19 protein-coding genes are annotated in these 18,320 nt (G+C 64.0%); 5 read left to right on the top strand and 14 right to left on the bottom strand.

Going from position 1 to position 18,320, the window contains the following annotated elements; translation table 11 throughout:
• Nucleotides 1-388: 388 nt before the first annotated feature.
• Nucleotides 389-2,050, top strand: coding sequence for a glutamine--tRNA ligase (glnS, locus tag Aeroheme_RS14125; protein WP_106887379.1), 1,662 nt, complete (start codon nucleotides 389-391; stop codon nucleotides 2,048-2,050).
• Nucleotides 2,051-2,167: 117 nt separating this feature from the next.
• On the opposite strand, the gene fur is transcribed toward glnS, so the two are convergent.
• Nucleotides 2,168-2,596: a ferric iron uptake transcriptional regulator gene (fur, locus tag Aeroheme_RS14120; protein WP_111911275.1), complete on the bottom strand. Its 429-nt coding sequence runs from the start codon at nucleotides 2,594-2,596 to the stop codon at nucleotides 2,168-2,170.
• 244 nt (nucleotides 2,597-2,840) lie between these two features.
• Here fur and Aeroheme_RS14115 point away from each other — a divergent pair, with 244 nt between their 5' ends.
• Complete coding sequence (locus Aeroheme_RS14115) at nucleotides 2,841-3,341, top strand: DUF4442 domain-containing protein (protein ID WP_289984319.1); 501 nt, start codon at nucleotides 2,841-2,843, stop codon at nucleotides 3,339-3,341.
• Between the two features lie 46 nt (nucleotides 3,342-3,387).
• On the opposite strand, the gene fldA is transcribed toward Aeroheme_RS14115, so the two are convergent.
• From fldA to Aeroheme_RS14095, 4 genes are read right to left on the bottom strand one after another with little or no spacing between them, the layout of a single operon-like run.
• Nucleotides 3,388-3,912: a flavodoxin FldA gene (gene fldA / locus Aeroheme_RS14110; protein ID WP_005325673.1), complete on the bottom strand. Its 525-nt coding sequence runs from the start codon at nucleotides 3,910-3,912 to the stop codon at nucleotides 3,388-3,390.
• A gap of 38 nt (nucleotides 3,913-3,950) precedes the next feature.
• Entirely contained in the window at nucleotides 3,951-4,247 is a 297-nt protein-coding gene (gene ybfE / locus Aeroheme_RS14105) for a LexA regulated protein (RefSeq protein WP_005325670.1), read from the bottom strand.
• A gap of 20 nt (nucleotides 4,248-4,267) precedes the next feature.
• Nucleotides 4,268-4,489 (bottom strand): DUF2788 domain-containing protein, encoded by a 222-nt coding sequence (locus tag Aeroheme_RS14100; protein ID WP_106887376.1) that lies wholly within the window; start codon nucleotides 4,487-4,489, stop codon nucleotides 4,268-4,270.
• A 55-nt stretch (nucleotides 4,490-4,544) separates the two neighbouring features.
• Entirely contained in the window at nucleotides 4,545-5,309 is a 765-nt protein-coding gene (locus tag Aeroheme_RS14095; protein ID WP_163156200.1) for an alpha/beta fold hydrolase, read from the bottom strand.
• A 288-nt stretch (nucleotides 5,310-5,597) separates the two neighbouring features.
• On the opposite strand from Aeroheme_RS14095, the gene seqA reads away from it, so the two are divergent.
• Together seqA and pgm are read left to right on the top strand one after the other, a co-directional pair.
• On the top strand, nucleotides 5,598-6,104 hold the full coding sequence (gene seqA / locus Aeroheme_RS14090) for a replication initiation negative regulator SeqA (RefSeq protein ID WP_411166068.1): 507 nt from the start codon (nucleotides 5,598-5,600) through the stop codon (nucleotides 6,102-6,104).
• A 54-nt stretch (nucleotides 6,105-6,158) separates the two neighbouring features.
• Nucleotides 6,159-7,808, top strand: coding sequence for a phosphoglucomutase (alpha-D-glucose-1,6-bisphosphate-dependent) (pgm, locus tag Aeroheme_RS14085; RefSeq protein WP_411166067.1), 1,650 nt, complete (start codon nucleotides 6,159-6,161; stop codon nucleotides 7,806-7,808).
• A gap of 84 nt (nucleotides 7,809-7,892) precedes the next feature.
• Here the strand turns inward: pgm and Aeroheme_RS14080 are convergent, their stop codons facing one another.
• Nucleotides 7,893-8,774, bottom strand: coding sequence for a DMT family transporter (locus Aeroheme_RS14080; protein ID WP_411166066.1), 882 nt, complete (start codon nucleotides 8,772-8,774; stop codon nucleotides 7,893-7,895).
• 94 nt (nucleotides 8,775-8,868) lie between these two features.
• On the opposite strand from Aeroheme_RS14080, the gene Aeroheme_RS14075 reads away from it, so the two are divergent.
• Complete coding sequence (locus tag Aeroheme_RS14075; protein ID WP_205641381.1) at nucleotides 8,869-9,351, top strand: MarR family winged helix-turn-helix transcriptional regulator; 483 nt, start codon at nucleotides 8,869-8,871, stop codon at nucleotides 9,349-9,351.
• A gap of 45 nt (nucleotides 9,352-9,396) precedes the next feature.
• On the opposite strand, the gene mltB is transcribed toward Aeroheme_RS14075, so the two are convergent.
• The 8 genes from mltB to Aeroheme_RS14035 all read right to left on the bottom strand — a co-directional run bounded on the left by mltB (nucleotide 9,397) and on the right by Aeroheme_RS14035 (nucleotide 18,164).
• Nucleotides 9,397-10,494, bottom strand: coding sequence for a lytic murein transglycosylase B (gene mltB / locus Aeroheme_RS14070; protein ID WP_411166065.1), 1,098 nt, complete (start codon nucleotides 10,492-10,494; stop codon nucleotides 9,397-9,399).
• 128 nt (nucleotides 10,495-10,622) lie between these two features.
• A complete protein-coding gene (locus Aeroheme_RS14065) occupies nucleotides 10,623-11,225 on the bottom strand; it encodes a CDP-alcohol phosphatidyltransferase family protein (protein WP_234568919.1) in 603 nt (200 codons plus the stop codon).
• Nucleotides 11,218-11,880: an ATP-binding cassette domain-containing protein gene (locus tag Aeroheme_RS14060; RefSeq protein WP_168235465.1), complete on the bottom strand. Its 663-nt coding sequence runs from the start codon at nucleotides 11,878-11,880 to the stop codon at nucleotides 11,218-11,220. Before Aeroheme_RS14060 ends, Aeroheme_RS14065 begins: the two co-directional genes overlap by 8 nt.
• A gap of 2 nt (nucleotides 11,881-11,882) precedes the next feature.
• Nucleotides 11,883-13,538, bottom strand: coding sequence for an ABC transporter permease (locus Aeroheme_RS14055; protein WP_411166064.1), 1,656 nt, complete (start codon nucleotides 13,536-13,538; stop codon nucleotides 11,883-11,885).
• A 3-nt stretch (nucleotides 13,539-13,541) separates the two neighbouring features.
• The gene (locus tag Aeroheme_RS14050) at nucleotides 13,542-14,714 is read right to left on the bottom strand and encodes an ABC transporter substrate-binding protein (protein WP_411166063.1); all 1,173 of its coding nucleotides are present in this window, start codon (nucleotides 14,712-14,714) and stop codon (nucleotides 13,542-13,544) included.
• Nucleotides 14,715-14,732: 18 nt separating this feature from the next.
• Nucleotides 14,733-16,886 carry an FAD-dependent oxidoreductase gene (locus Aeroheme_RS14045; protein ID WP_411166062.1) on the bottom strand — a complete coding sequence of 718 codons (2,154 nt, stop codon included), beginning with the start codon at nucleotides 16,884-16,886 and terminating at the stop codon, nucleotides 14,733-14,735.
• Nucleotides 16,883-17,464 carry a carboxymuconolactone decarboxylase family protein gene (locus Aeroheme_RS14040; RefSeq protein WP_111911301.1) on the bottom strand — a complete coding sequence of 194 codons (582 nt, stop codon included), beginning with the start codon at nucleotides 17,462-17,464 and terminating at the stop codon, nucleotides 16,883-16,885. The genes Aeroheme_RS14045 and Aeroheme_RS14040 overlap by 4 nt, the downstream gene beginning before the upstream one ends.
• The gene (locus Aeroheme_RS14035; protein WP_106887363.1) at nucleotides 17,454-18,164 is read right to left on the bottom strand and encodes a DUF1499 domain-containing protein; all 711 of its coding nucleotides are present in this window, start codon (nucleotides 18,162-18,164) and stop codon (nucleotides 17,454-17,456) included. Before Aeroheme_RS14035 ends, Aeroheme_RS14040 begins: the two co-directional genes overlap by 11 nt.
• Nucleotides 18,165-18,320 lie beyond the last annotated feature (156 nt).

Below are 18,320 nucleotides of genomic sequence, written 5' to 3'. Positions count from 1 at the left end.
AAATGCTTGGTTTCTGTTGGTTCCAATCCTGTTCAGCTTGGCGAGGTGATTCGCCAAATGTTACAAGCTTGTTTCAAAACATTGAAGTGTGATCTCGCCGCAATATCAAGCAGCCATGTGTTTGTACTCACAGGAAGCCCTTTATGCCAGCCTCGTTTAGCCCGCTCTCTATGGGGAAGTGGCTTGCTCGAGAGCCGATGGCGGCGACATAAAGGAAGTCTGTGGCCGGGAAGCGACCCCGCGTCGAGGCAAATGGCGTCTGGCGTGACGTCAGCCAGGGCGCGGCGGCAAATTCCTGTTGAGCCTCATGGATGAATAGTGGATCATTGTCGGTTTCTAAGCGGGGGCGCGCGGTTGCCCCATGAGCTGAGACATTCGAGGTGAATTCATGAGCGAGGCGAGCAGCCCAACCAACTTTATCCGTCAGATCATCGATGAAGATCTGGCCAGCGGTAAGCACAACCACGTGCATACCCGTTTCCCGCCGGAGCCGAACGGTTATCTCCATATCGGCCACGCCAAGTCCATCTGCCTGAACTTCGGCATCGCCCGTGACTATCAGGGCCAGTGCAATCTGCGCTTCGATGACACCAACCCGGCGAAGGAAGACATCGAGTTCGTGGAGTCCATCAAGCAGGACGTACAGTGGCTCGGCTTCCAGTGGAGCGGCGAGATCTGCTACTCCTCCGACTATTTCGACAAGCTGCACGGCTATGCCATCGAGCTCATCGAGAAGGGTCTGGCCTATGTGGACGAGCTCTCCCCCGAGCAGATGCGCGAATACCGCGGCACCCTGACCGCTCCTGGCAAGAACAGCCCGTTCCGCGATCGCAGCGTGGAAGAGAACCTGGCGCTGTTTGCCAAGATGAAGAGCGGCGAGCTGGCCGAGGGCAGCGCCTGCCTGCGCGCCAAGATCGACATGGCATCCCCCTTCATGGTGATGCGCGATCCCGTCATCTATCGCATCAAGTTTGCCCACCACCACCAGACAGGTGACAAGTGGTGCATCTATCCGATGTACGACTTCACCCACTGCATCTCGGACGCCCTGGAGGGGATCACCCACTCCCTGTGCACCCTGGAGTTCCAGGACAACCGCCGCCTGTATGACTGGGTGCTGGACAACATCAGCATCGACTGCCACCCCCGTCAGTACGAGTTCTCCCGTCTGAACCTCGAATACACCGTCATGTCCAAGCGCAAGCTGAACCTGCTGGTGACCGAGGGGCACGTCAGTGGTTGGGACGATCCGCGCATGCTGACCGTCTCCGGGCTGCGTCGCCGTGGTTACACCCCGGCCTCCATCCGCGAGTTCTGCCAGCGCATCGGCGTGACCAAGCAGGACAACATAGTCGAGATGAGCATGCTGGAAGCCTGCATCCGTGACGATCTCAACGAGAACGCCCCCCGTGCCATGGCGGTGCTGCACCCGGTGAAGGTGGTCATCGAGAACCTGGCCGGCGACGAGGTGCTGACCGCACCGGCTCACCCGAACAAGCCGGAGATGGGCAGCCGTACACTGCCCTTCACCCGCGAGATCTTCATCGACGAGGCGGACTTCAAAGAGGAAGCCAACAAGCAGTTCAAGCGTCTGGTGCTGGGCAAGGAAGTGCGCCTGCGCAATGCCTACGTCATCAAGGCCGAGCGGGTCGAGAAGGACGCGGACGGCAAGGTCACCTGCATCTACTGCTCCTACGATCCCGAGACCCTGGGCAAGGATCCGGCCGATGGTCGCAAGGTGAAGGGGGTGATCCACTGGGTCAGCGCCACTCAGTCTCTGCCTGCCGAGATCCGTCTCTACGATCGTCTGTTCAAGATGCCAAACCCCGGTGCCGAGGACGACTTCGAAGGGGCGCTCAACCCGGATTCCCTGGTGATCATCAAGGGTGCCCGGGTCGAGGCTTCCCTCAAGGACGCCAAGCCGGAGTTTGCCTACCAGTTCGAGCGTGAAGGGTATTTTTGCGCCGACAACAAGCTCTCCAGCCCGGAGCAGCTGGTGTTCAACCGCACCGTGGCCCTGCGCGACGTCTGGGGCAAGGCCGAGGCCTGATCGCTACCGTCTGACAAGAAGAGGGCAGGGGAGACCCTGCCACTCTGGTCCGGAATGCGGACACAAAAAAAGCCAGCGTGATGCTGGCTTTTTCATGGCTGCTCGCGGCCGACGGCGTTATTCGTCGTGCTTGCAGTCACCGTTCGCGCAGTGACCATACAGATAGAGGCTGTGGTTGGTCAGGCGGATGTTGTGGTGCTTGGCGATATCGCGCTGACGCTGCTCGATCACCTCGTCGGAGAACTCGATCACCTTGCCACAATCGAGGCAGACCAGGTGGTCGTGATGTTCCTGGGTCGCCAGCTCGAACACCGACTTGCCCCCTTCGAAGTGGTGACGGGTGACGATACCGGCATCATCAAACTGGTTGAGAACGCGATAGACGGTAGCGAGACCAATCTCCTCACCCTGGTCGATCAGCCGTTTGTACAGATCTTCCGCACTGGTGTGCTGGCAGTCCGGCTGTTGCAGGATTTCCAGGATCTTGACGCGGGGCAAGGTGATCTTGAGCCCGGCCTTTTTTAACGCTTGGTTGTTGTCTGCCATATTCTATTTATTCGCATTCTCGAAGGTGTGGTTATTCTGATTGACTGCCGAAGGAATGGCAACCACGAACTCGTATGGCCTGACATTATAGGTCGTAGCCAAGCCAAAAATAAACCCAGTAATTCAAGGGGTTTAGCACATTTCTCCCCTGTGGAAGATTAATCTGGCCGACCCGGACCGGGCTTGCTCCGCGAGGGAATGTTGATACTATGTCACTTCTCTATAGTCTGGTCGGATGAGATCCATGGATTGGCTTTTTGGCAACGCGGCCTGGGTGCGCCACGCCCTCAACGCCTGGCCCCCCTTCTGGGGAGCCGGCATCAAGATAGAAACATTGAGCCCGGATTTTCGCTTCTGTCGGGTCACCCTCAAGTCCCGCTGGTGGAACAAGAATGCCAACCGGACCCAGTTCGGCGGCAGCATGTTTGCCATGACGGATCCCATCTATCCGCTGATGCTGATGGGCCATTTCAAGAACCGCTATTACGTCTGGGACAAGGCGGGCAGCATCAATTTCATCAAGCCTGGCAAGGGGATGCTGGTGGCGGAGTTCAACCTGACCGACGCCAAGCTGGCATCCATAGTGGCGGCGACCGAGGGGGGCAACAAGCATTTCCCCGAGTTCGAGGTGCAGGTGCAGGACAAGCGGGGCGAGCTGGTGGCCCAGGTCAGGCGCATCCTGTATGTGAAACCCAAGCCGGAACACAGAACGCCGGGCCAGGCAGCGCCAGCCAGGAAGGAGTAGAAACAACAAGGGCCCCAGCGGGGCCCTTGTTGTCAGAGGAGGGAGATCACTCCAGCTCGCTCAGACACATCTCTTCGTGCAACTGCTTGCACCAGCCCTTGACGCGCTCGGCGGTCAGCTCCGGCTGGCGATCCTCATCGATCCCCAGACCGACGAAGTGCTTGTCATCCACCAGTGCCTTGGAGGCCTCGAACTCATAGCTCGCGGTTGGCCAGTGGCCGATGATGATGGCACCCTTGGCTTCGACTATGTCACGCAGGGTGCCCATGGCGTCGAGGAAATATTCGGAATAGTCTTCCTGATCGCCGCAGCCGAAGATGGCGACCAGCTTGTTGTTGAAGTCGATCTCTTCGAGCTCTGGGAAGAAGTCATCCCAATCGGCCTGGGCTTCGCCGTAGTACCAAGTCGGGATACCGAACATCAGCAGATCGAAGCTGTCGATGTCGGCCTTGCTGCTCTTGGCAATGTCACGGACTTCAATCAGTTGTTTGCCCAGTTCTTTCTGGATCATCTTGGCGACAGCTTCGGTATTACCGGTATCGCTGCCGAAAAACAGACCTACACTAGCCATAGTGTTTAGTTACCCGTATCTGGTTAATGCTTAACGGTTCAGATTGCGATGCCTGCTGCATGCGCAGACTCAATCTGTTGCTTCAGGATAGATTGGATCAGCTCGGCTCGGCTGACGTTCTGTTGTAGCGCAAGTTGGTTCAGGCGCTCCAGCAATTCGGCCTCCACCTTTAACTCGACCCGCTTCAGGCCGTTCTCCCGATCGCGCTTGAGCTGGTTGCGCTTGTTGATCTTGAGTTGGGTCTCACGGGGGAGTGGATTGGTCTTTGGCCTGCCGGGGCGCTTCTCAGTTGCGAACAGATCCAGTGTTGTTCGATCAGTTTGCTGTTTGGCCATACATCACAGATGAAAAGTAGTTAGCCGATCCCAGAGCCTTCCCAGCCCATTTCGATCAGCCCCTTGGCGACAAAACCCGCGCAACCCAGAAACAGAACCAGCCAGACGATAAAGCGGCCGAAACGGGGCACGTTGCCGCGTTTGAGCACGTCGTGAATGGCCAGACCAATCAGCAGGAAGATGGCCACGAAGAACAGCTTCAGGCCCAGACTCTCGATCAGATCGATATGTTCATACAGCATGGATTGCGCACACTCCTTATGACGGGCGCACTATATCACAAAGGATTTGAAACTGTTAACCGCCTGTCGACAGGAAATCCACAACCAGTTTATTGAACAAAACCGGCTTTTCGGCGTGCAGCCAGTGGCCGGTTCCGGCGATGACACGGGCCTTGGCGGCCGGGAATTGTGCCATCACAGTCTCTGTATATTGAGGCTGCACATAGTCGGAATCGCCCCCCTTGATGAACAGGGTCGGCCCCTCGAAGCGGGTCTGGTCGTCGGGCCAGCCCATGATGTTGGCGTAGTTGCGCTCAAGGGCCGGCACATTGAAGCGCCAGGCCCAGCCCGCCTCGGTTTTGGCGAAGGACTTGAGCAGGAACTGGCGCACCCCGGGGATCTCGACGTACTGGGCCAGCAGGGCCTCGGCCTCGGCACGGCTCTGGGGGGGATTGGCCAGCGTGGCGTTGAGTCCGGCAAACACATTCTGGTGGCGGGCATGGGGGTAGGCCACCGGGGCTATGTCGGCCACCACCAGCCGGTCGACCCGGGCAGGGGCCAGCTTGGCGACCTGCATGGCGACCTTGCCCCCCATGGAGTGACCGACCAGGGATACCTTGTCCAGCGCCAGGTGATCCAGCAGGGCGATCACATCCGCTCCCTGCTGCGGGTAGCTCATCTCATCCGAGTGAAAGGAGGCACCGTGGTTGCGCAGATCGACGCTGATGACCCTGCAGTGTTCGCTCAAGGGGCGGGCCAGCAGGCCGAGGTTGTCCAGGCTGCCGAACAGGCCGTGGATCAGCACAACGACAGGGCCTTGTCCCTGATCCTTGAAATTCAATAATGAGTTTTGTTGCAAAATGACACCTTGTCGGTCGTGGGCTGTTTCGCCTGATTTTTAACACACTGAAAGAAAAGGATTTCATTCCTCGCAGGGCATTTTTTTGTGGTTTTTTTCCAAAAAAATGGCCCGGGATCGGCTATCAGTGCGGGGGATCACACACTTGGCCCGCCATTATGCCGTATTCTCACCGAGATTCATGCACATCTGCCAGCCCCTCCCTTGGGCTGCCGGGTCTGCCTATGTATAATCGCCGCATCCGAATTTCGACGAGTCCAGCGCATCCCTATGAAAACCATCGAGCTTGATGACGATCTCTACTTCTTTATCGCCAGCCAGACCCGGCACATCGGCGAGAGTGCTTCCGATATCCTGCGCCGTCTGCTGGAACAACCCGTCAAGGCGGCGACGACAGTGCCGGCCGCGCCTGTGGCCCAGCCTCAACCCCTGGCCGATGCCATGGGACTGGAAGCCCTGCTCGATTCCGGCGAGCTGCAAAAAGAAGAGAAGTCCATCAACCGCTTCATGCTGGTGCTCAGCACCTTGTACCGGGACAACCCGGAGAGCTTCACTCAGGCGACCGAAATAAAGGGGCGCAAGCGCGTCTATTTCTCCCAGGATCCCGAGGCGCTGCGTGCCAGTGGCAGCACCACCAAGCCCAAGCAGGTGCCGGATACCCCGTTCTGGGTCATCACCAACACCAACACCAGCCGCAAGCAGAACATGGTGGCCCAGCTGATGACCAGCATGGGTTATGACGAGGATTTGACCGCTCGGGTGTGCGGCACCGTTTAACGCATCAACGACTCAAGGCCTTGCCGGGCAAGGCTTCTGCTCAAGGAAAACGCCATGGCACAGCATCCCCACGCCGGTCAGCCGGCCCGTTTAAGCGACTTGACCAACATTCCCCGTCTGGTCAGCGCCTACTACCTCAACAAGCCGGACATGAGCCGCCCCGAGCAGCGGGTCGCCTTCGGCACCTCCGGCCATCGGGGCAGCGCCCTGCACAACGCTTTCACCGAATCTCATATTCTGGCGGTGACCCAGGCGCTGGTGGAGTATCGCCAGCAGGCCGGCATCACGGGCCCGCTGTTTGTGGGCATGGACACTCACGCCCTCTCTGAATCCGCCTTCTCCAGCGCGGTGGAAGTGCTGGCGGCCAACGGCGTCGAGACCCGCATCCAGGCGGGCCTCGGCTTCACGCCGACCCCGGTCATCTCCCACGCCATTTTGCGCCACAACGCCAGCAAACCCGCTGCGCGCGCTGACGGCGTGGTGATCACCCCGTCCCACAACCCGCCGGAAGATGGTGGCTTCAAGTACAACCCCCCCCACGGCGGTCCTGCCGAAGGGGAGATCACCAAGTGGGTGGAAGACAGAGCCAACGCCATTCTGGAAGCCGGTCTGGCCGGCGTGAAGCGGATGCCGTTCGCCGAGGCCCTGGCCAGTGAGTTCGTGGTCGAACACGACTATGTCACCCCCTATGTGGATGATCTCGAGAACGTGCTGGATCTGGCCGCCATCAAGCGGGCCGGCATCAAGATAGGGGTGGACCCCCTAGGCGGCTCCGGCGTGGCCTATTGGGACGTGATCGCCAAGCGCTACGATCTCGACATCGAGGTGGTCAACTATCGCGTCGATCCGACCTTCTCCTTCATGACCCTGGATAAAGACGGCAAGATCCGGATGGACTGCTCCAGCCCCTTCGCCATGGCGGGCCTGATTGCCCTGAAAGACAAGTTCGACATCGCCCTTGGCAACGACCCTGACTACGACCGTCACGGCATAGTCACCAAGGCGGGTCTGATGAACCCGAACCACTACCTGGCGGTGGCCATCCAGTATCTGTTCACCCACAGAACCGGCTGGCCCAAGGCGGCGGCCGTCGGCAAGACGCTGGTCTCCTCTTCCATGATCGACCGGGTTGCCGGCGAGATAGGCCGCACCCTGAAAGAGGTGCCGGTCGGCTTCAAGTGGTTCGTGGATGGTCTCTACAGCGGCGAGTTTGGCTTTGGCGGTGAGGAGAGCGCGGGCGCCTCCTTCCTGCGCAAGGACGGCACCGTCTGGACCACCGACAAGGATGGCTTCATCCTGGCGCTGCTGGCCGCCGAGATCCTGGCCGTGACCGGCAAGGATCCCCAGGCCCACTACGACGCCCTGGAAGCCAAGTTCGGTCGCTCCAGCTACCGCCGCATCGACGCTCCCGCCAACAGCGCCCAGAAGGCGGTGCTCTCCAAGCTGGATCCGGCGCTGGTTGAAGCCTCGACCCTGGCCGGTGAGCCCATCATCGCCAAGTTGACCAAGGCGCCCGGCAACAACGCCGCCATCGGTGGCCTGAAAGTGGTGACCGAGAACGGCTGGTTCGCGGCGCGCCCCTCGGGCACCGAGTCCATCTACAAGATCTACATGGAGAGCTTCAAGGGTGAGGCGCACCTGGATCTCCTTCAGCAGGAGGCCCAGCAGATAGTCTCCGCGGCCCTGGCCAAGGCTGGCGTCTGAGTCTGAGGTAAGTTTTTGAAGCGCATAAAAAGGAGCCTACTTGGCTCCTTTTTGCTGGGTGTCTGGTGAGCTTCTGGTGCCCGATCAGCCATTTCCCGGCTGGTCGGGGCAAGCCTTGGCAGCCTGCCTGCCCTTGAAGAGAGGCCGGGTCGGCAGCTTCATCAGGAACAGAGAGAGCAGGATCACCGCTATGCCGAGCCACTGGCGAGCGTCCAGGGTCTCTCCCACCAGCAGCACGCCGAAGGAGACCGCCACCATGGGATTGGTGAGGGCCAGCATGCCCATCACCTCGGGGCCGTGGCGCTTGAGCCCCCACAGCCAGGCCCAGTAGGCTAGCGCCGTGTTGAGCAGGATCAGCCAGAGCAGGCCGGGGGCACTCGCCGGTTGCGGCAGCGGCATGGGACCCGCCAGCCACCAGGCGAGCGGGATCAGCATCAGGCCCCCGAGCAGCAGTTGCCAAGCGGTCAGAGCCAACAGATCGCTCACCGGCCAGCGCTGCATCCAGCGGCTGGACTGGCCGATGAGCAGGGTGGCCAGCAGGGCGCACGCCACGCCGACGGGATCCAGGTTGGCGGAGGGGTTGAGCAGCAGGAGCACACCCGCGAGCCCCATCAGACCCAGCAGCAGCCACTTCAGGCTGGGTCGCTTGCCATCCTGCCACCAGGCAAGTCCCATCAGGATGAGGGGCAGGGTGGCGCCCAGGGTGCCTGCCACCGCCCCCGGCAGGCGATAAGCCGCCACGAACAGCAGGGCAAAGAAGGCGGTGATATTGCAAAACGCCAGCAGGAACTGCCGGCTCCAGGTGAGCGGTGGTCGACGGGGATGGAGCAGCAACAGCAGTATACCGGCCGGCAGTGCCCGCCACACGGCCACCCAGTAGGGGGAGTAGTCGGTCAGGTAGAGGCTGACGACGGCATAGGTACTGCCCCAGAGCAGGGGGGCGAGCAGGGCAATCAGCAGTGGCATGGTTGTCTCGCAATAAAGTATCTTGAAGTAAAGATAAATTAGCCGCGAGTTAGTTTATTATCAAGTATCTTTTTGAAAAGATAATGGAGCCGGAATGGATAGTGATCATGTAGACCTGTTGCTGGCCCAGTGGGCGCGGCAGCGACCGGATCTCGACTGCTCCCCCATGGGGGTGCTGGGGCGGGTGGCGCGGATGGCGGCCATCGCCGGGCGCGAGGTGAGTGAAGAGCTCAAGGGGTGCGGCCTGCTGGGCTCGGACTTCGACATACTGGCGACCCTGCGCCGGGCCGGTGAGCCGCTGACCCCGACCGCCCTCTACCAGTCCGCCATGCTGAGCTCGGGGGCCATGACGGCCAGGCTCGACAAGCTGGAGCAGCGCGGCCTCATAGTGCGTCAGGCGGCCCCCGATGACAGGCGAAGCCTCTTGGTCTGCCTGACGGAGCCGGGGCGGGAGCTGGTCGACCATGCGGTGGAGCGCCACGTGGCGAACGAGCGGCGTCTGCTGGCCCCGCTGACGGACGAGGAGCAGGGGCAGCTGGCCGCTCTGCTCAAGCGCTGGCTGCTGGAAAACGAATAGCAAAACGGGCCCCTGGGGCCCGTTTTGCATTGGCAAGGCGCGGTTTCAATAACCGCCTCTGGCATCCTTGACCGCCAGACCCAGCTGCCACACCGCCATGGCGTAGTGGGTGCTGTGGTTGTAGCGGGTGATGGCGTAGAAGTTCGGCAGGCCGTACCAGTACTGATAGCCGGTGCCCACATCCAGGCGCAGCAGGCTCGCCTCCTTGTGGTTGCCGAGCGAACCTGTGGGGGCAAGCCCGGCCCCGCGCAGGGTGGCGACCGGGTAGCGGGTCTGGAAGCCGTGCTCATAGCCGGGCAGCTGGCCCTGACCGCGCACCGCCACCGGTTGACCCTTCTCCCAGCCATGGGCCTTGAAGTAGTTAGCCACGCTGCCGATGGCATCCACCGGATCCCACAGGTTGGTGTGGCCATTACCGTTGAAGTCCACCGCATAGCTGCGGAAGCTCGACGGCATGAACTGGCCATAGCCCATGGCGCCCGCGTAGGAGCCCTTGGGTTCGGTGGGATCCATGCCCTCATCCCGGGTCATCACCAGGAAGGCCTCCAGCTCGCCGGTGAAGAAGGTCGCCCGGCGCGGGTAGTCGAACGCCAGGGTCGCCAGGGCATCCAGGATGCGGGTCTTGCCCATCACCCGGCCCCAGCGGGTCTCCACCCCTATGATGCCGACGATGATCTCGGGGGGCACCCCGTAGATCTGCTGCGCCCGATTGAGTTCGCTCTCGTACTCACGCCAGAAGCTGACGCCGTTTTGCACATTGTCCTGGGTGATGAACTTGGCGCGGTAGCGATTCCAGGCGCCGGTCGGCCCTGTGGGCGGCGTGGTGGTGGGCGCCTGGGCGTCCATCAGCCGGATGATCCAGTCGTAGCGCTCCGCCTGGGCCAGCACCCGGTGCAGCTCGGCGCCGTTGAAGCCGTGCTTGTCGACCATGCGCTGCACGAAGTTGTCCACGTTGGTGCGGTTGGCGAAGTCTCCCTTGCTGACTCCCTGGCCGCTCCCCTGCTGGTAGAAGGGTTTGCTCGGCGGCGTCTGATTGATGAAGGCGCTCTGGGGCTGCGGCTTGACCACGGGCTTGGGGGCCGGTGTGCTGCTGCAGCCATACAGCAGGGGGAACAGGGAGAGGGTGAGGAGAAGGCGACGCATACGGTTCTCGTGAGCCTGAAAAAGAGTGTCGTCATGGTAAAACATTGGCGTCCATGCGCAAGTGCTCAGTGCAGGGCCGGGGGCCCATATTCATCAGCCGCTGAATTCGCCGACAGGTCCGCCCCCTCTCAACGCAGGGTGTGGTAGCCGCTCCAGAGCCGGGTCAGGGTGGTGATGGCGCAGAGCAGGGCAAAGCCGTAGGCCAGCGGGGCAAAGGCGGCGGGCCAGAGGCACATCAGCACGAACAGGGCTATGGTCTCGCTCCCCTCGGTCAGGCCGCCCAGATAGTAGAGTGACTTGTGGTGGTAGACGGGATTCTCGATGCCGCGCTTGCCCGCCATGATGGCAAAGGCGAGGAAGCTCGAGCCAGTGCCCATGAAGGCGAACAGCAGGGTGGCGGCGGGCAGGGCGTTGGTGGGGTCGCTCAAGGCAAAGCCCAGCACCACGGCGGCATAGAAGATGAAGTCGAGGCTGATGTCGAGGAAGCCGCCGCAGTCGGTGATCCCCGTCTGGCGCGCCACTGCCCCATCCAGGCCGTCCAGCAGCCGGTTGAACAGGATGGCGAGCAGCGCCCAGCCGTGCCATCCCAGCGCCAGCAGCGGCAAGGCCAGCATGCCGATGGCAAAGCCGGTGAGGCTTATCTGGTTGGCGCTGATCCCGGCCCGGCACAGGGGGGCAGCCAGCAGCTGGAGGGGGCGGCGAATGAGGGGGATCAGATGGCGGTCAAACAAGGTCGGAGTCCTCTTTGGTCAAGCAGGGAGTGGTCAGGGTGAGGATAGCCCCCGGGGCATCCTCCTCGTCGTGGCTGACCAGCAGGGCGGGTATCCCCAGCGCCTTGAGCCGCTCGAACACCAGGGTTCTGAAGGCCGCGCGCAGCGGCTTGTCCAGCCGGGAGAAGGGCTCGTCCAGCAGCAGGGCCTCTGGCTCTGCCAGCAGGGCCCGCAACAGGCTGACGCGCGCCTTCTGACCGCCGGAGAGCTGGCCCGGCAGCTTGTCCGCCTGTCCTTCCAGCCCCACCTCTGCCAGCGCCTCCAGGGCGCAGGCCCGCCTCGCCGCCATCCCCCTGAGATGAGCCGGCATGCCGAACATCAGGTTCTCAGCCACCGTCAGATGGGCAAACAGCAGGTCGTCCTGAAACAGCATGCCGATGCGCCGCGCCTGGGGTGCCAAGGGGGTGAGCAGCCGCTCGCCGAGCCGTATCTCCCCCGCCAGCCGGATAGGCCCCCCCGGGGGCAACACCCCCGCCAGGGCCGCCAGCAGGGAGCTCTTGCCGCAGCCGCTCGGGCCCATCAGGGTCAGTACCTCGCCGGGGGCCACCGTCAGGGGGGGCAGCGTCAGCAGGGGCTGCTCATCCAGATAGAGGGTGAGCGCGGTGGTATGCAGCATGATCAAGGCCTCAGTGCGGGATTGATACGGCGGGGCAGCCAGAGCACCAGGCCGTAGATGAAGAGTGGCAACAGCAGTTGCAGCAGGCCATAGAGGCCAGCAAGTCGCCGGTTGAGGCCGCTGCCTATGGCCACCGCCTCTGTGGTGATGGTGATCACGCGGCCAGCGCCAAACAGCAGGGTGGGCAGGTATTGGGCCAGGCTCACCGCCGCCCCGACCCCGAAGGCGAACAGCAGCGGCCGCGCCAGCAGCGGTCCCTTCACCCGCCACCAGGCGCGCCAGGGACTGGCCCCGAGGGAGAGTGCCGCCCGGGTGAGGCGATCGTCGAACTGGCGATAGGGGCCGTGCAGGCAGAGATAGACATAAGGGAAGACGAACAGCAGCTGGCTCCAGAGCACCCAGCCCGGCCCTATGCCGTCGACGGCGCCGAGCCAGTCGATCTGCAGGCGCAGCCCGAACAGCAGGCTGGCCTGGGGCAACAGCAGCGGCAGGCAGATGAGCCAGAGCGGCCACTGGCGGTCAGGGGGGCGGCGGCCCTGCTGCGCCTCCAGGGCGAGTACCGCCAGCAGCAATGAGAGGGCGGCGCAGAGCAGGGCTAGCCACAGGCTCTGCCACAGCAGGGGGCCCAGGGTGGGCAGCAGCTCCAGCCAGTGACGGCCGCTCCATTCGCTGGGCCAGAGCGCGGGGAAGGACCAGCGCCGGGCCAGGGACCAGAGCAGCAGGGAGGCCAGCACCAGCAGATTGGTGAGGATCAGCCCCCACACGGCGGTGCGGGCGACTAGCGCAGGCCAGGGTGCGGCGGGGGCGCGTCGCCCATCCAGCCAGCGGGCCTTGCCAAGCGCCCCCTGGCCCCACTCCAGCAGCCGCAAGGCGGCGAGCAGCAAGAGGTTGAGCGCCAGCAGCAGCAGGGCACCGCTGGCGCTGGCCCCGCGCCACTGGAGGTCCGGGTCCTGATACCAGAGCCAGAGCCGCACCGCCAGGGGGGCAGGGGCATCGGGCCCCAGCAGCAGGGCGAGATCCACCACCCCCAGGCCATAGGCCGCCACCGCATAGAGGGGCAGGCGCAGGGCGGGCCAGAGGGCGGGCAGCAGCAGGCGCCACCAGATCTGCGGCCCGCTGAAGCCCATGGTTTGCCCCAGCCACTGCTGGCGGCTGACTCTGGCGGGGTCGAGGGCCGAGAGCGCCATCAGCAGCAGAAAGGGGGTCTCTTTCAAGATGAGCGCCAGGATGAGGCCTAGCCCCCAGGGATCTTTCAGGGTCTGCCAGTCGGGCGGCAACTCAAAGCCGGTGAGGGCTGGGGAGATCAGGCGCAGCAGCCAGCCGGAGGGGGCGAGCAGGAAGGCCACGCCGATGGCGAAGGCGACGTGGGGCAGGGCCAGCAGGGGGGAGAGCAGGCGGCGAAGCCAGCGCATCCAGGGCCGCCCCTCCCCCTGGGCGAGCAGCAGGTCGGTGAAGATCAGGGCCCCCAGGGTGGAGGCGCCCGCCACCCAGAGGCTCAGGCCCGCCGAGTGCCAGAGCCCTGGCTGGGCGAGCAGCAGGCTGACATGGCCCCTGGCCAGCCCCTCGAGCAGCAGGAGCAGCAGGCCGCCGGCGATAGGGGCGGCCAGCAACAGGGCACACAGCAGGAGAAAGAGGAGGCGCCAGGGCCGGATGCTCATGGTTTAGTGGCCGTAGCGTTCGGCCCAGGCCGCTTCCAGCCGGGTCTGCCAGCTGGGGTGGGGTTCGGCCACCGCCTTGAAGCGCAGGGCCGGCTGACTGTTCCCGGGCAGGGCATCCTGGCGCAGCACGCTGGGGTCGCCCCAGAAGGCGGGATCCGCCTTGCGGGCCTGGGCGGCGGGGCTCAGCAGGAAGTTGGCCACCACCTTGGCACCGGCCCGGGCGCTGGCGTTGAAGGGGATGGCGAGGAAGTGGCTGTTGGTCAGGGCCCCCTTGCTCATGGCAACGGCCCTCACCGCAGGGGGCAGGGTGCCGTTTTGCACCGAACTTTGGGCCTCGCCCGGGTTGAAGCTGATGGCCATGGCCAGCTCGCCATCATCGAGCAGCTGTTTGGTCTCGGCGGCGCTGGTGGGGAACAGCCTGCCCTTTCGCCAGAGCGCGGGGTGAAGCGCATCGAGCCAGGCCCAGAGCGGGGCAGTGAGGCGGGCAAAGTCGGCGTCGTTCGCCTCCCGATACAGTGGCGCTGGATCATCGGTCAGCTCCAGCAAGATCTGCTTGAGAAAGCTGGAACCATGGAACTGGGGCGGCTTGGGGTAGGTGAAGCGCCCGGGATGGGCCTTTGCCCAGGCCAGCAGTTCGGTCGCCGAGGTGGGGGGGTTGGTGACCTCTTCGGTATCGACCATCAGGTTGAGCTGGCCTATGCCCCAGGGGGCCTCGAGCCCGGCGACCGGCAGGGTGAAGTCCTCGTGCACCGGCAGCTTGGTGTCCACCAGGGCCATGTTCGGCAGCTCGTCGGTGAAGGGGGCCCCCAGCAGCCCCTGCTCCTTGAGCGCCTTGAAGTTCTCCCCGTTGACCCAGAGCAGGTCTATGGGGCCGCCCGACGTCTTGCCCGCCTGCTTGCTGGCCAGCAGCTGGCTGACGCTCTGGGCTATGTCATCCACCTTCACCTGCACCAGGGTGACCCCGTACTGGCGTTCCAGCTCCTGCCCCGCCCATACCAGATAGGCGTTGATCTCCGGGCTGCCGCCCCAGGCATTGAAATAGACGCGCTGGCCCTTCGCCTCGGCGAGGGTCTGCTGCCAGGCCGTCTCGGCAGCGTGGAGCTGGGTCGCCAGCAGCAGGGGGAGGGCTGCGACGAGCAGGGGGTGGAGCAGGGAGCTTAGCCGGGTCTTGAACATGATGAGGGTCTCGTGGGCTCAGGCGCCGCGGCGCCAACTGTGATAACGGGCCAGCAGGGCCAACAGGCGGGTGGGCTGGTGGGCCCGCTTCCACTCGCCGGCCAGGTACTTGTTCCCCTCCATCAGGGTGGGATAGGCGTGTATGGTGCCCAGGATCTTGCCGAGCCCCAGACGGTGGCGCATGGCGAGCACAAACTCGGCGATCCGCTCGCCGGCGTGAGCGCCCACTATGGTGGCGCCGAGGATCCTGTCCTTGCCCGGCACCGTCAGCACCTCGATAAAACCGTGGCGCTCGCCGTCGGCGATGGCGCGATCCAGCTCGGCCAGATTGAAGCGGGTCGCCTCGAAGGGAATGCCTTGCGCCTCGGCCTCCTTGCGATTGAGACCGACCCGGGCAATCTCGGGGCTGGTGTAGGTGGCCGCCGGGATCACGCGATAGTCCGCCTTGAAGCGCCTGAACTGGCCAAAGAGGGCGTTGACGGCGGCATACCAGGCCTGATGGGCGGCGAAGTGGGTGAACTGATAGGGGCCCGCTACGTCCCCCACCGCCAGTATGCTGGGGTAGTTGGTAGCCAGAAAACCGTCGACCTTGACGGTGCCACGGGGGGCCAGTTCCACCCCCAGCTCTTCGAGCCCGAAGCCGCTCACGTTGGCCACCCGGCCAAGGGCCAGCAGCAGCTGATCCCCCTCAACCACTTGCATCTCATCGCCCCGGCGCAGTTGCAGCCGGATAGGCAGAGTGCCCTCGGCCGCGGGCTCATAGTCGGCGCGCTCTGCCTGCCAGCCGGTGAGTAGCCGCACGCCGTCGCGGGCCATTTGATCTGCCAGCGCCTCGGCCACCTCCCGCTCTTCCCGGGGCAGCAGCTGATCGACGAGTTCCACCAGGGTGACGGGAATGCCGAGCAGGGCAAGGCTCTGAGCCAGCTCGCAGCCGATGGGGCCGCCGCCGAGCACCAGCAGATGGCGGGGAGGTTCGCGCAGTTGCCAGAGGCTGTCCGAGGTGAGGTAGGGCACCTGCTCAAGACCCGGCAGCTTGGGCACCAGGGGCCTGGCGCCGGTGGCAAGCACAATATGGCGGCTGCTAAGGCGCCTGCCGTCCACCTCCAGCTCCCAGGGGGAGACGAAGCGGGCCCGGCCCTGAATGCACTCCACCCCCAGCCCCTGATAGCGCTCAACCGAGTCGTGGGGCTCGACCTCCTTGATCACCGTCGCCACCCGCTCCATCACGGCGGCAAAATCGGCCCGGGACTGGCTGGGGCTGAAGCCGAGTTCGCTAGCCTTGCGCTGATCAAAGGCGAAGCGGGCGCTTCGGATCAGCGCCTTGGAGGGGACGCAGCCGGTGTTGAGGCAATCTCCCCCCATCTTGTGCTGCTCGATCAGGGCCACCCTGGCCTTGACCGCGGCGGCTATGTAGCTGGTGACCAGGCCCCCGGCACCGGCGCCTATCACCAGCAGGTTGTAGTCGAAGCGAGCCGGTTTGCGATAGGGGGCGTGCAACCGGCGCAGGGCGAGCCTGCGTTGCAGTCCTCGCATCAGCCAGGGCATCAGGCCGAGCAGGGTCAGGGCCGCCACCAGGCCGGGGGAGAGGATATTGCCCGTGCTGGTGAGGGTGGCGAGCTCGCTGCCCGCCAGCACATAGACGAAGGTGCCCGGCAGCATGCCGAGCTGGCTGACCCAGTAGTAGGTACTGACTCTGATGGGGGTGAGCCCCATCAGCAGGTTGATTAGAAAGAAGGGGAAGAGGGGGATGAGGCGCAGGCTCAGCAGGTAGAAGGCCCCATCCTTCGCCATGCCGGCCTCAAGGGTGGCCAGCTTGTCCCCAAAGCGGCGGCTCACCCAGTCGCGCAGCAGGAAGCGGGCGCTGAGAAAGGCCAGGGTGGCGCCCAGGGTGCTGGCAAAGGAGACCAGCAGTAGCCCCCAACCGACGCCAAACAGGGCGCTGCCCCCCAGGGTCAGCAGGCTGGCGCCGGGCAGGGAGAGGGCAGTGGTGACCACGTAGAGGAGGGTGAACAGCAGGGCCGCCTGGCCGAAGTGGGCCTGCACCCAGGCCGAGGCTTGATCCTGGTGTGCCTGCAACCGGGAGAGGCTGAGGTAAGCATCGAGATCCAGGACGAAGAAGGCGCCGACCAGGCACCCCATCACCAGCAACAGCAGCAGGCGGGCCCGGCTCATTGGTGCTCCCTGTCGGAGGGCGCCGGGCGCTCGGGCTGTACCGGCAGCTGGCAGAAGCCCTGGGGGGCTATGTCGAGGGCGGCATTGAACTTGGCCGACATGTTCTGGAAGGCGATGAGGCCGGTCAGCTCCACCAGGGCATCGTCATCGAACCAGGGCTTGAGGCGCGCGGCCTGCTCGTCGCTCACCCCATCCAGCCCCGTCATGGCCTCGGTGTAGTCGAGCACTGCTTTCTCCCGCTCGTCAAACAAGGGGCTGGTGCGCCACTGGGCCAGCGCCTCCACCTTCTCGCTGGAGCCCGCCCGCTTGATGAGGGTCATGGCGTTGATGTCGACGCAAAAGCGGCACCAGTTGAGCTGGGAGACCCGTACCGTCACCAGGGAGCGCAGCACGGGGTCTATGGGGGAACGCTTGCGGTTGATGACACCGTAGAGGGTGGCGACGGCGGCAAAGAGGCGCGGCGAGCGGCCCCAGCACTTGCCCGGGATCAGCACCTGACCGTAGTTGCGTTGCTGCAGCCAGAAAAAGGGGCGGATAAACCAGGCATATTCCCGATCCGGCTTGACCTCAATGCGCATGTTGTTCCTCGTCGAGTCTCTGCATCTTGGGTTTGTAGGCACCTCCCAGCCGTTCGTTGAGCCGGTTCAGGAAGTTCAGGATCCGCCCCCGGTTGACCCCCAGATCGCTGCGCCCCTGGCGTGAGGCTGAGCGCATGTCGACCCGGGTCTCCTTGGGGCCCGTAAAGACCCGCAGCGCCACGTCATCCTCAAAGCCGAACCAGCCGGTGGTGACCACGGCATCGAGGCCGTCCGGGCCCGGACGTACCCGCCAGCCGAGCTCCGTCATCAGCTCCTCCGCCTCGGCGAGCACCTCGGCCGGGGAGGCGTGGGTATAGAGAGGACCGGGGTTGCCGGGAAAAACTTGCAAGGGGGGGACATTGACGGGGAGATCCTGCGCCGTCCTCAGCTGCTCGGCCCACAGCAGACGGGGCGGATGATGGGGATCCGTGCTGACGTCGTTGGTGAGGGGCGAGCGCAGCGCCTGAATGACAAACAGCAGGGGCAGCAGCAGGGGGGCTATGCCCCAGGCATCGGCCCACAGACAGGGGGAGCTGCGGTAGCGCCAGGGCAGGCGCAGCAGGAGCCAGAGACTTATCAGGGCGCTCGCGAGGCAGAGGGCGAAACCGACCCACCAGGGCCAGAGATGAGCCCGGCTGCCGAGGGCGCCCCCCAGGGGCAGCAACCAGGCCAGCAGGGGCCACCACAAATAGCTGTGCATATGCAGGATCCACTGGTTATGATGGAGCAATGCCCAGAAGGATAAACTTAATTACCTGATAACGTTAGTAAATTATCTTTATCTTGGTACTTTTTGCCGCCCTGCACGCAGGGGCTGCAGGGCGGTGGCCAGGGCCCGGCCGGGCAGGGAGCCGGC

It is taken from the genome of Aeromonas sp. DSM 116730, assembly GCF_046581335.1.
In the GTDB taxonomy this organism is placed as follows: Bacteria; Pseudomonadota; Gammaproteobacteria; order Enterobacterales; family Aeromonadaceae; genus Aeromonas; species Aeromonas rivipollensis.
The sequence above is the reverse complement of the archived record's forward strand: the minus strand, read 5'-3'. Positions and strand labels throughout refer to the sequence as shown.

Bases quoted from the DNA above. Each gene is read 5' to 3' on its own strand.
- glnS (WP_106887379.1), top strand. From the start codon at position 389: ATGAGCGAGGCGAGCAGCCCAACCAACTTTATCCGTCAGATCATCGAT.
- fur (WP_111911275.1), bottom strand. From the start codon at position 2,596: ATGGCAGACAACAACCAAGCGTTAAAAAAGGCCGGGCTCAAGATCACC.
- Aeroheme_RS14115 (WP_289984319.1), top strand. From the start codon at position 2,841: ATGGATTGGCTTTTTGGCAACGCGGCCTGGGTGCGCCACGCCCTCAAC.
- fldA (WP_005325673.1), bottom strand. From the start codon at position 3,912: ATGGCTAGTGTAGGTCTGTTTTTCGGCAGCGATACCGGTAATACCGAA.
- ybfE (WP_005325670.1), bottom strand. From the start codon at position 4,247: ATGGCCAAACAGCAAACTGATCGAACAACACTGGATCTGTTCGCAACT.
- Aeroheme_RS14100 (WP_106887376.1), bottom strand. From the start codon at position 4,489: ATGCTGTATGAACATATCGATCTGATCGAGAGTCTGGGCCTGAAGCTG.
- seqA (WP_411166068.1), top strand. From the start codon at position 5,598: ATGAAAACCATCGAGCTTGATGACGATCTCTACTTCTTTATCGCCAGC.
- pgm (WP_411166067.1), top strand. From the start codon at position 6,159: ATGGCACAGCATCCCCACGCCGGTCAGCCGGCCCGTTTAAGCGACTTG.
- Aeroheme_RS14080 (WP_411166066.1), bottom strand. From the start codon at position 8,774: ATGCCACTGCTGATTGCCCTGCTCGCCCCCCTGCTCTGGGGCAGTACC.
- Aeroheme_RS14075 (WP_205641381.1), top strand. From the start codon at position 8,869: ATGGATAGTGATCATGTAGACCTGTTGCTGGCCCAGTGGGCGCGGCAG.
- mltB (WP_411166065.1), bottom strand. From the start codon at position 10,494: ATGCGTCGCCTTCTCCTCACCCTCTCCCTGTTCCCCCTGCTGTATGGC.
- Aeroheme_RS14060 (WP_168235465.1), bottom strand. From the start codon at position 11,880: ATGCTGCATACCACCGCGCTCACCCTCTATCTGGATGAGCAGCCCCTG.
- Aeroheme_RS14055 (WP_411166064.1), bottom strand. From the start codon at position 13,538: ATGAGCATCCGGCCCTGGCGCCTCCTCTTTCTCCTGCTGTGTGCCCTG.
- Aeroheme_RS14050 (WP_411166063.1), bottom strand. From the start codon at position 14,714: ATGTTCAAGACCCGGCTAAGCTCCCTGCTCCACCCCCTGCTCGTCGCA.
- Aeroheme_RS14045 (WP_411166062.1), bottom strand. From the start codon at position 16,886: ATGAGCCGGGCCCGCCTGCTGCTGTTGCTGGTGATGGGGTGCCTGGTC.
- Aeroheme_RS14040 (WP_111911301.1), bottom strand. From the start codon at position 17,464: ATGCGCATTGAGGTCAAGCCGGATCGGGAATATGCCTGGTTTATCCGC.
- Aeroheme_RS14035 (WP_106887363.1), bottom strand. From the start codon at position 18,164: ATGCACAGCTATTTGTGGTGGCCCCTGCTGGCCTGGTTGCTGCCCCTG.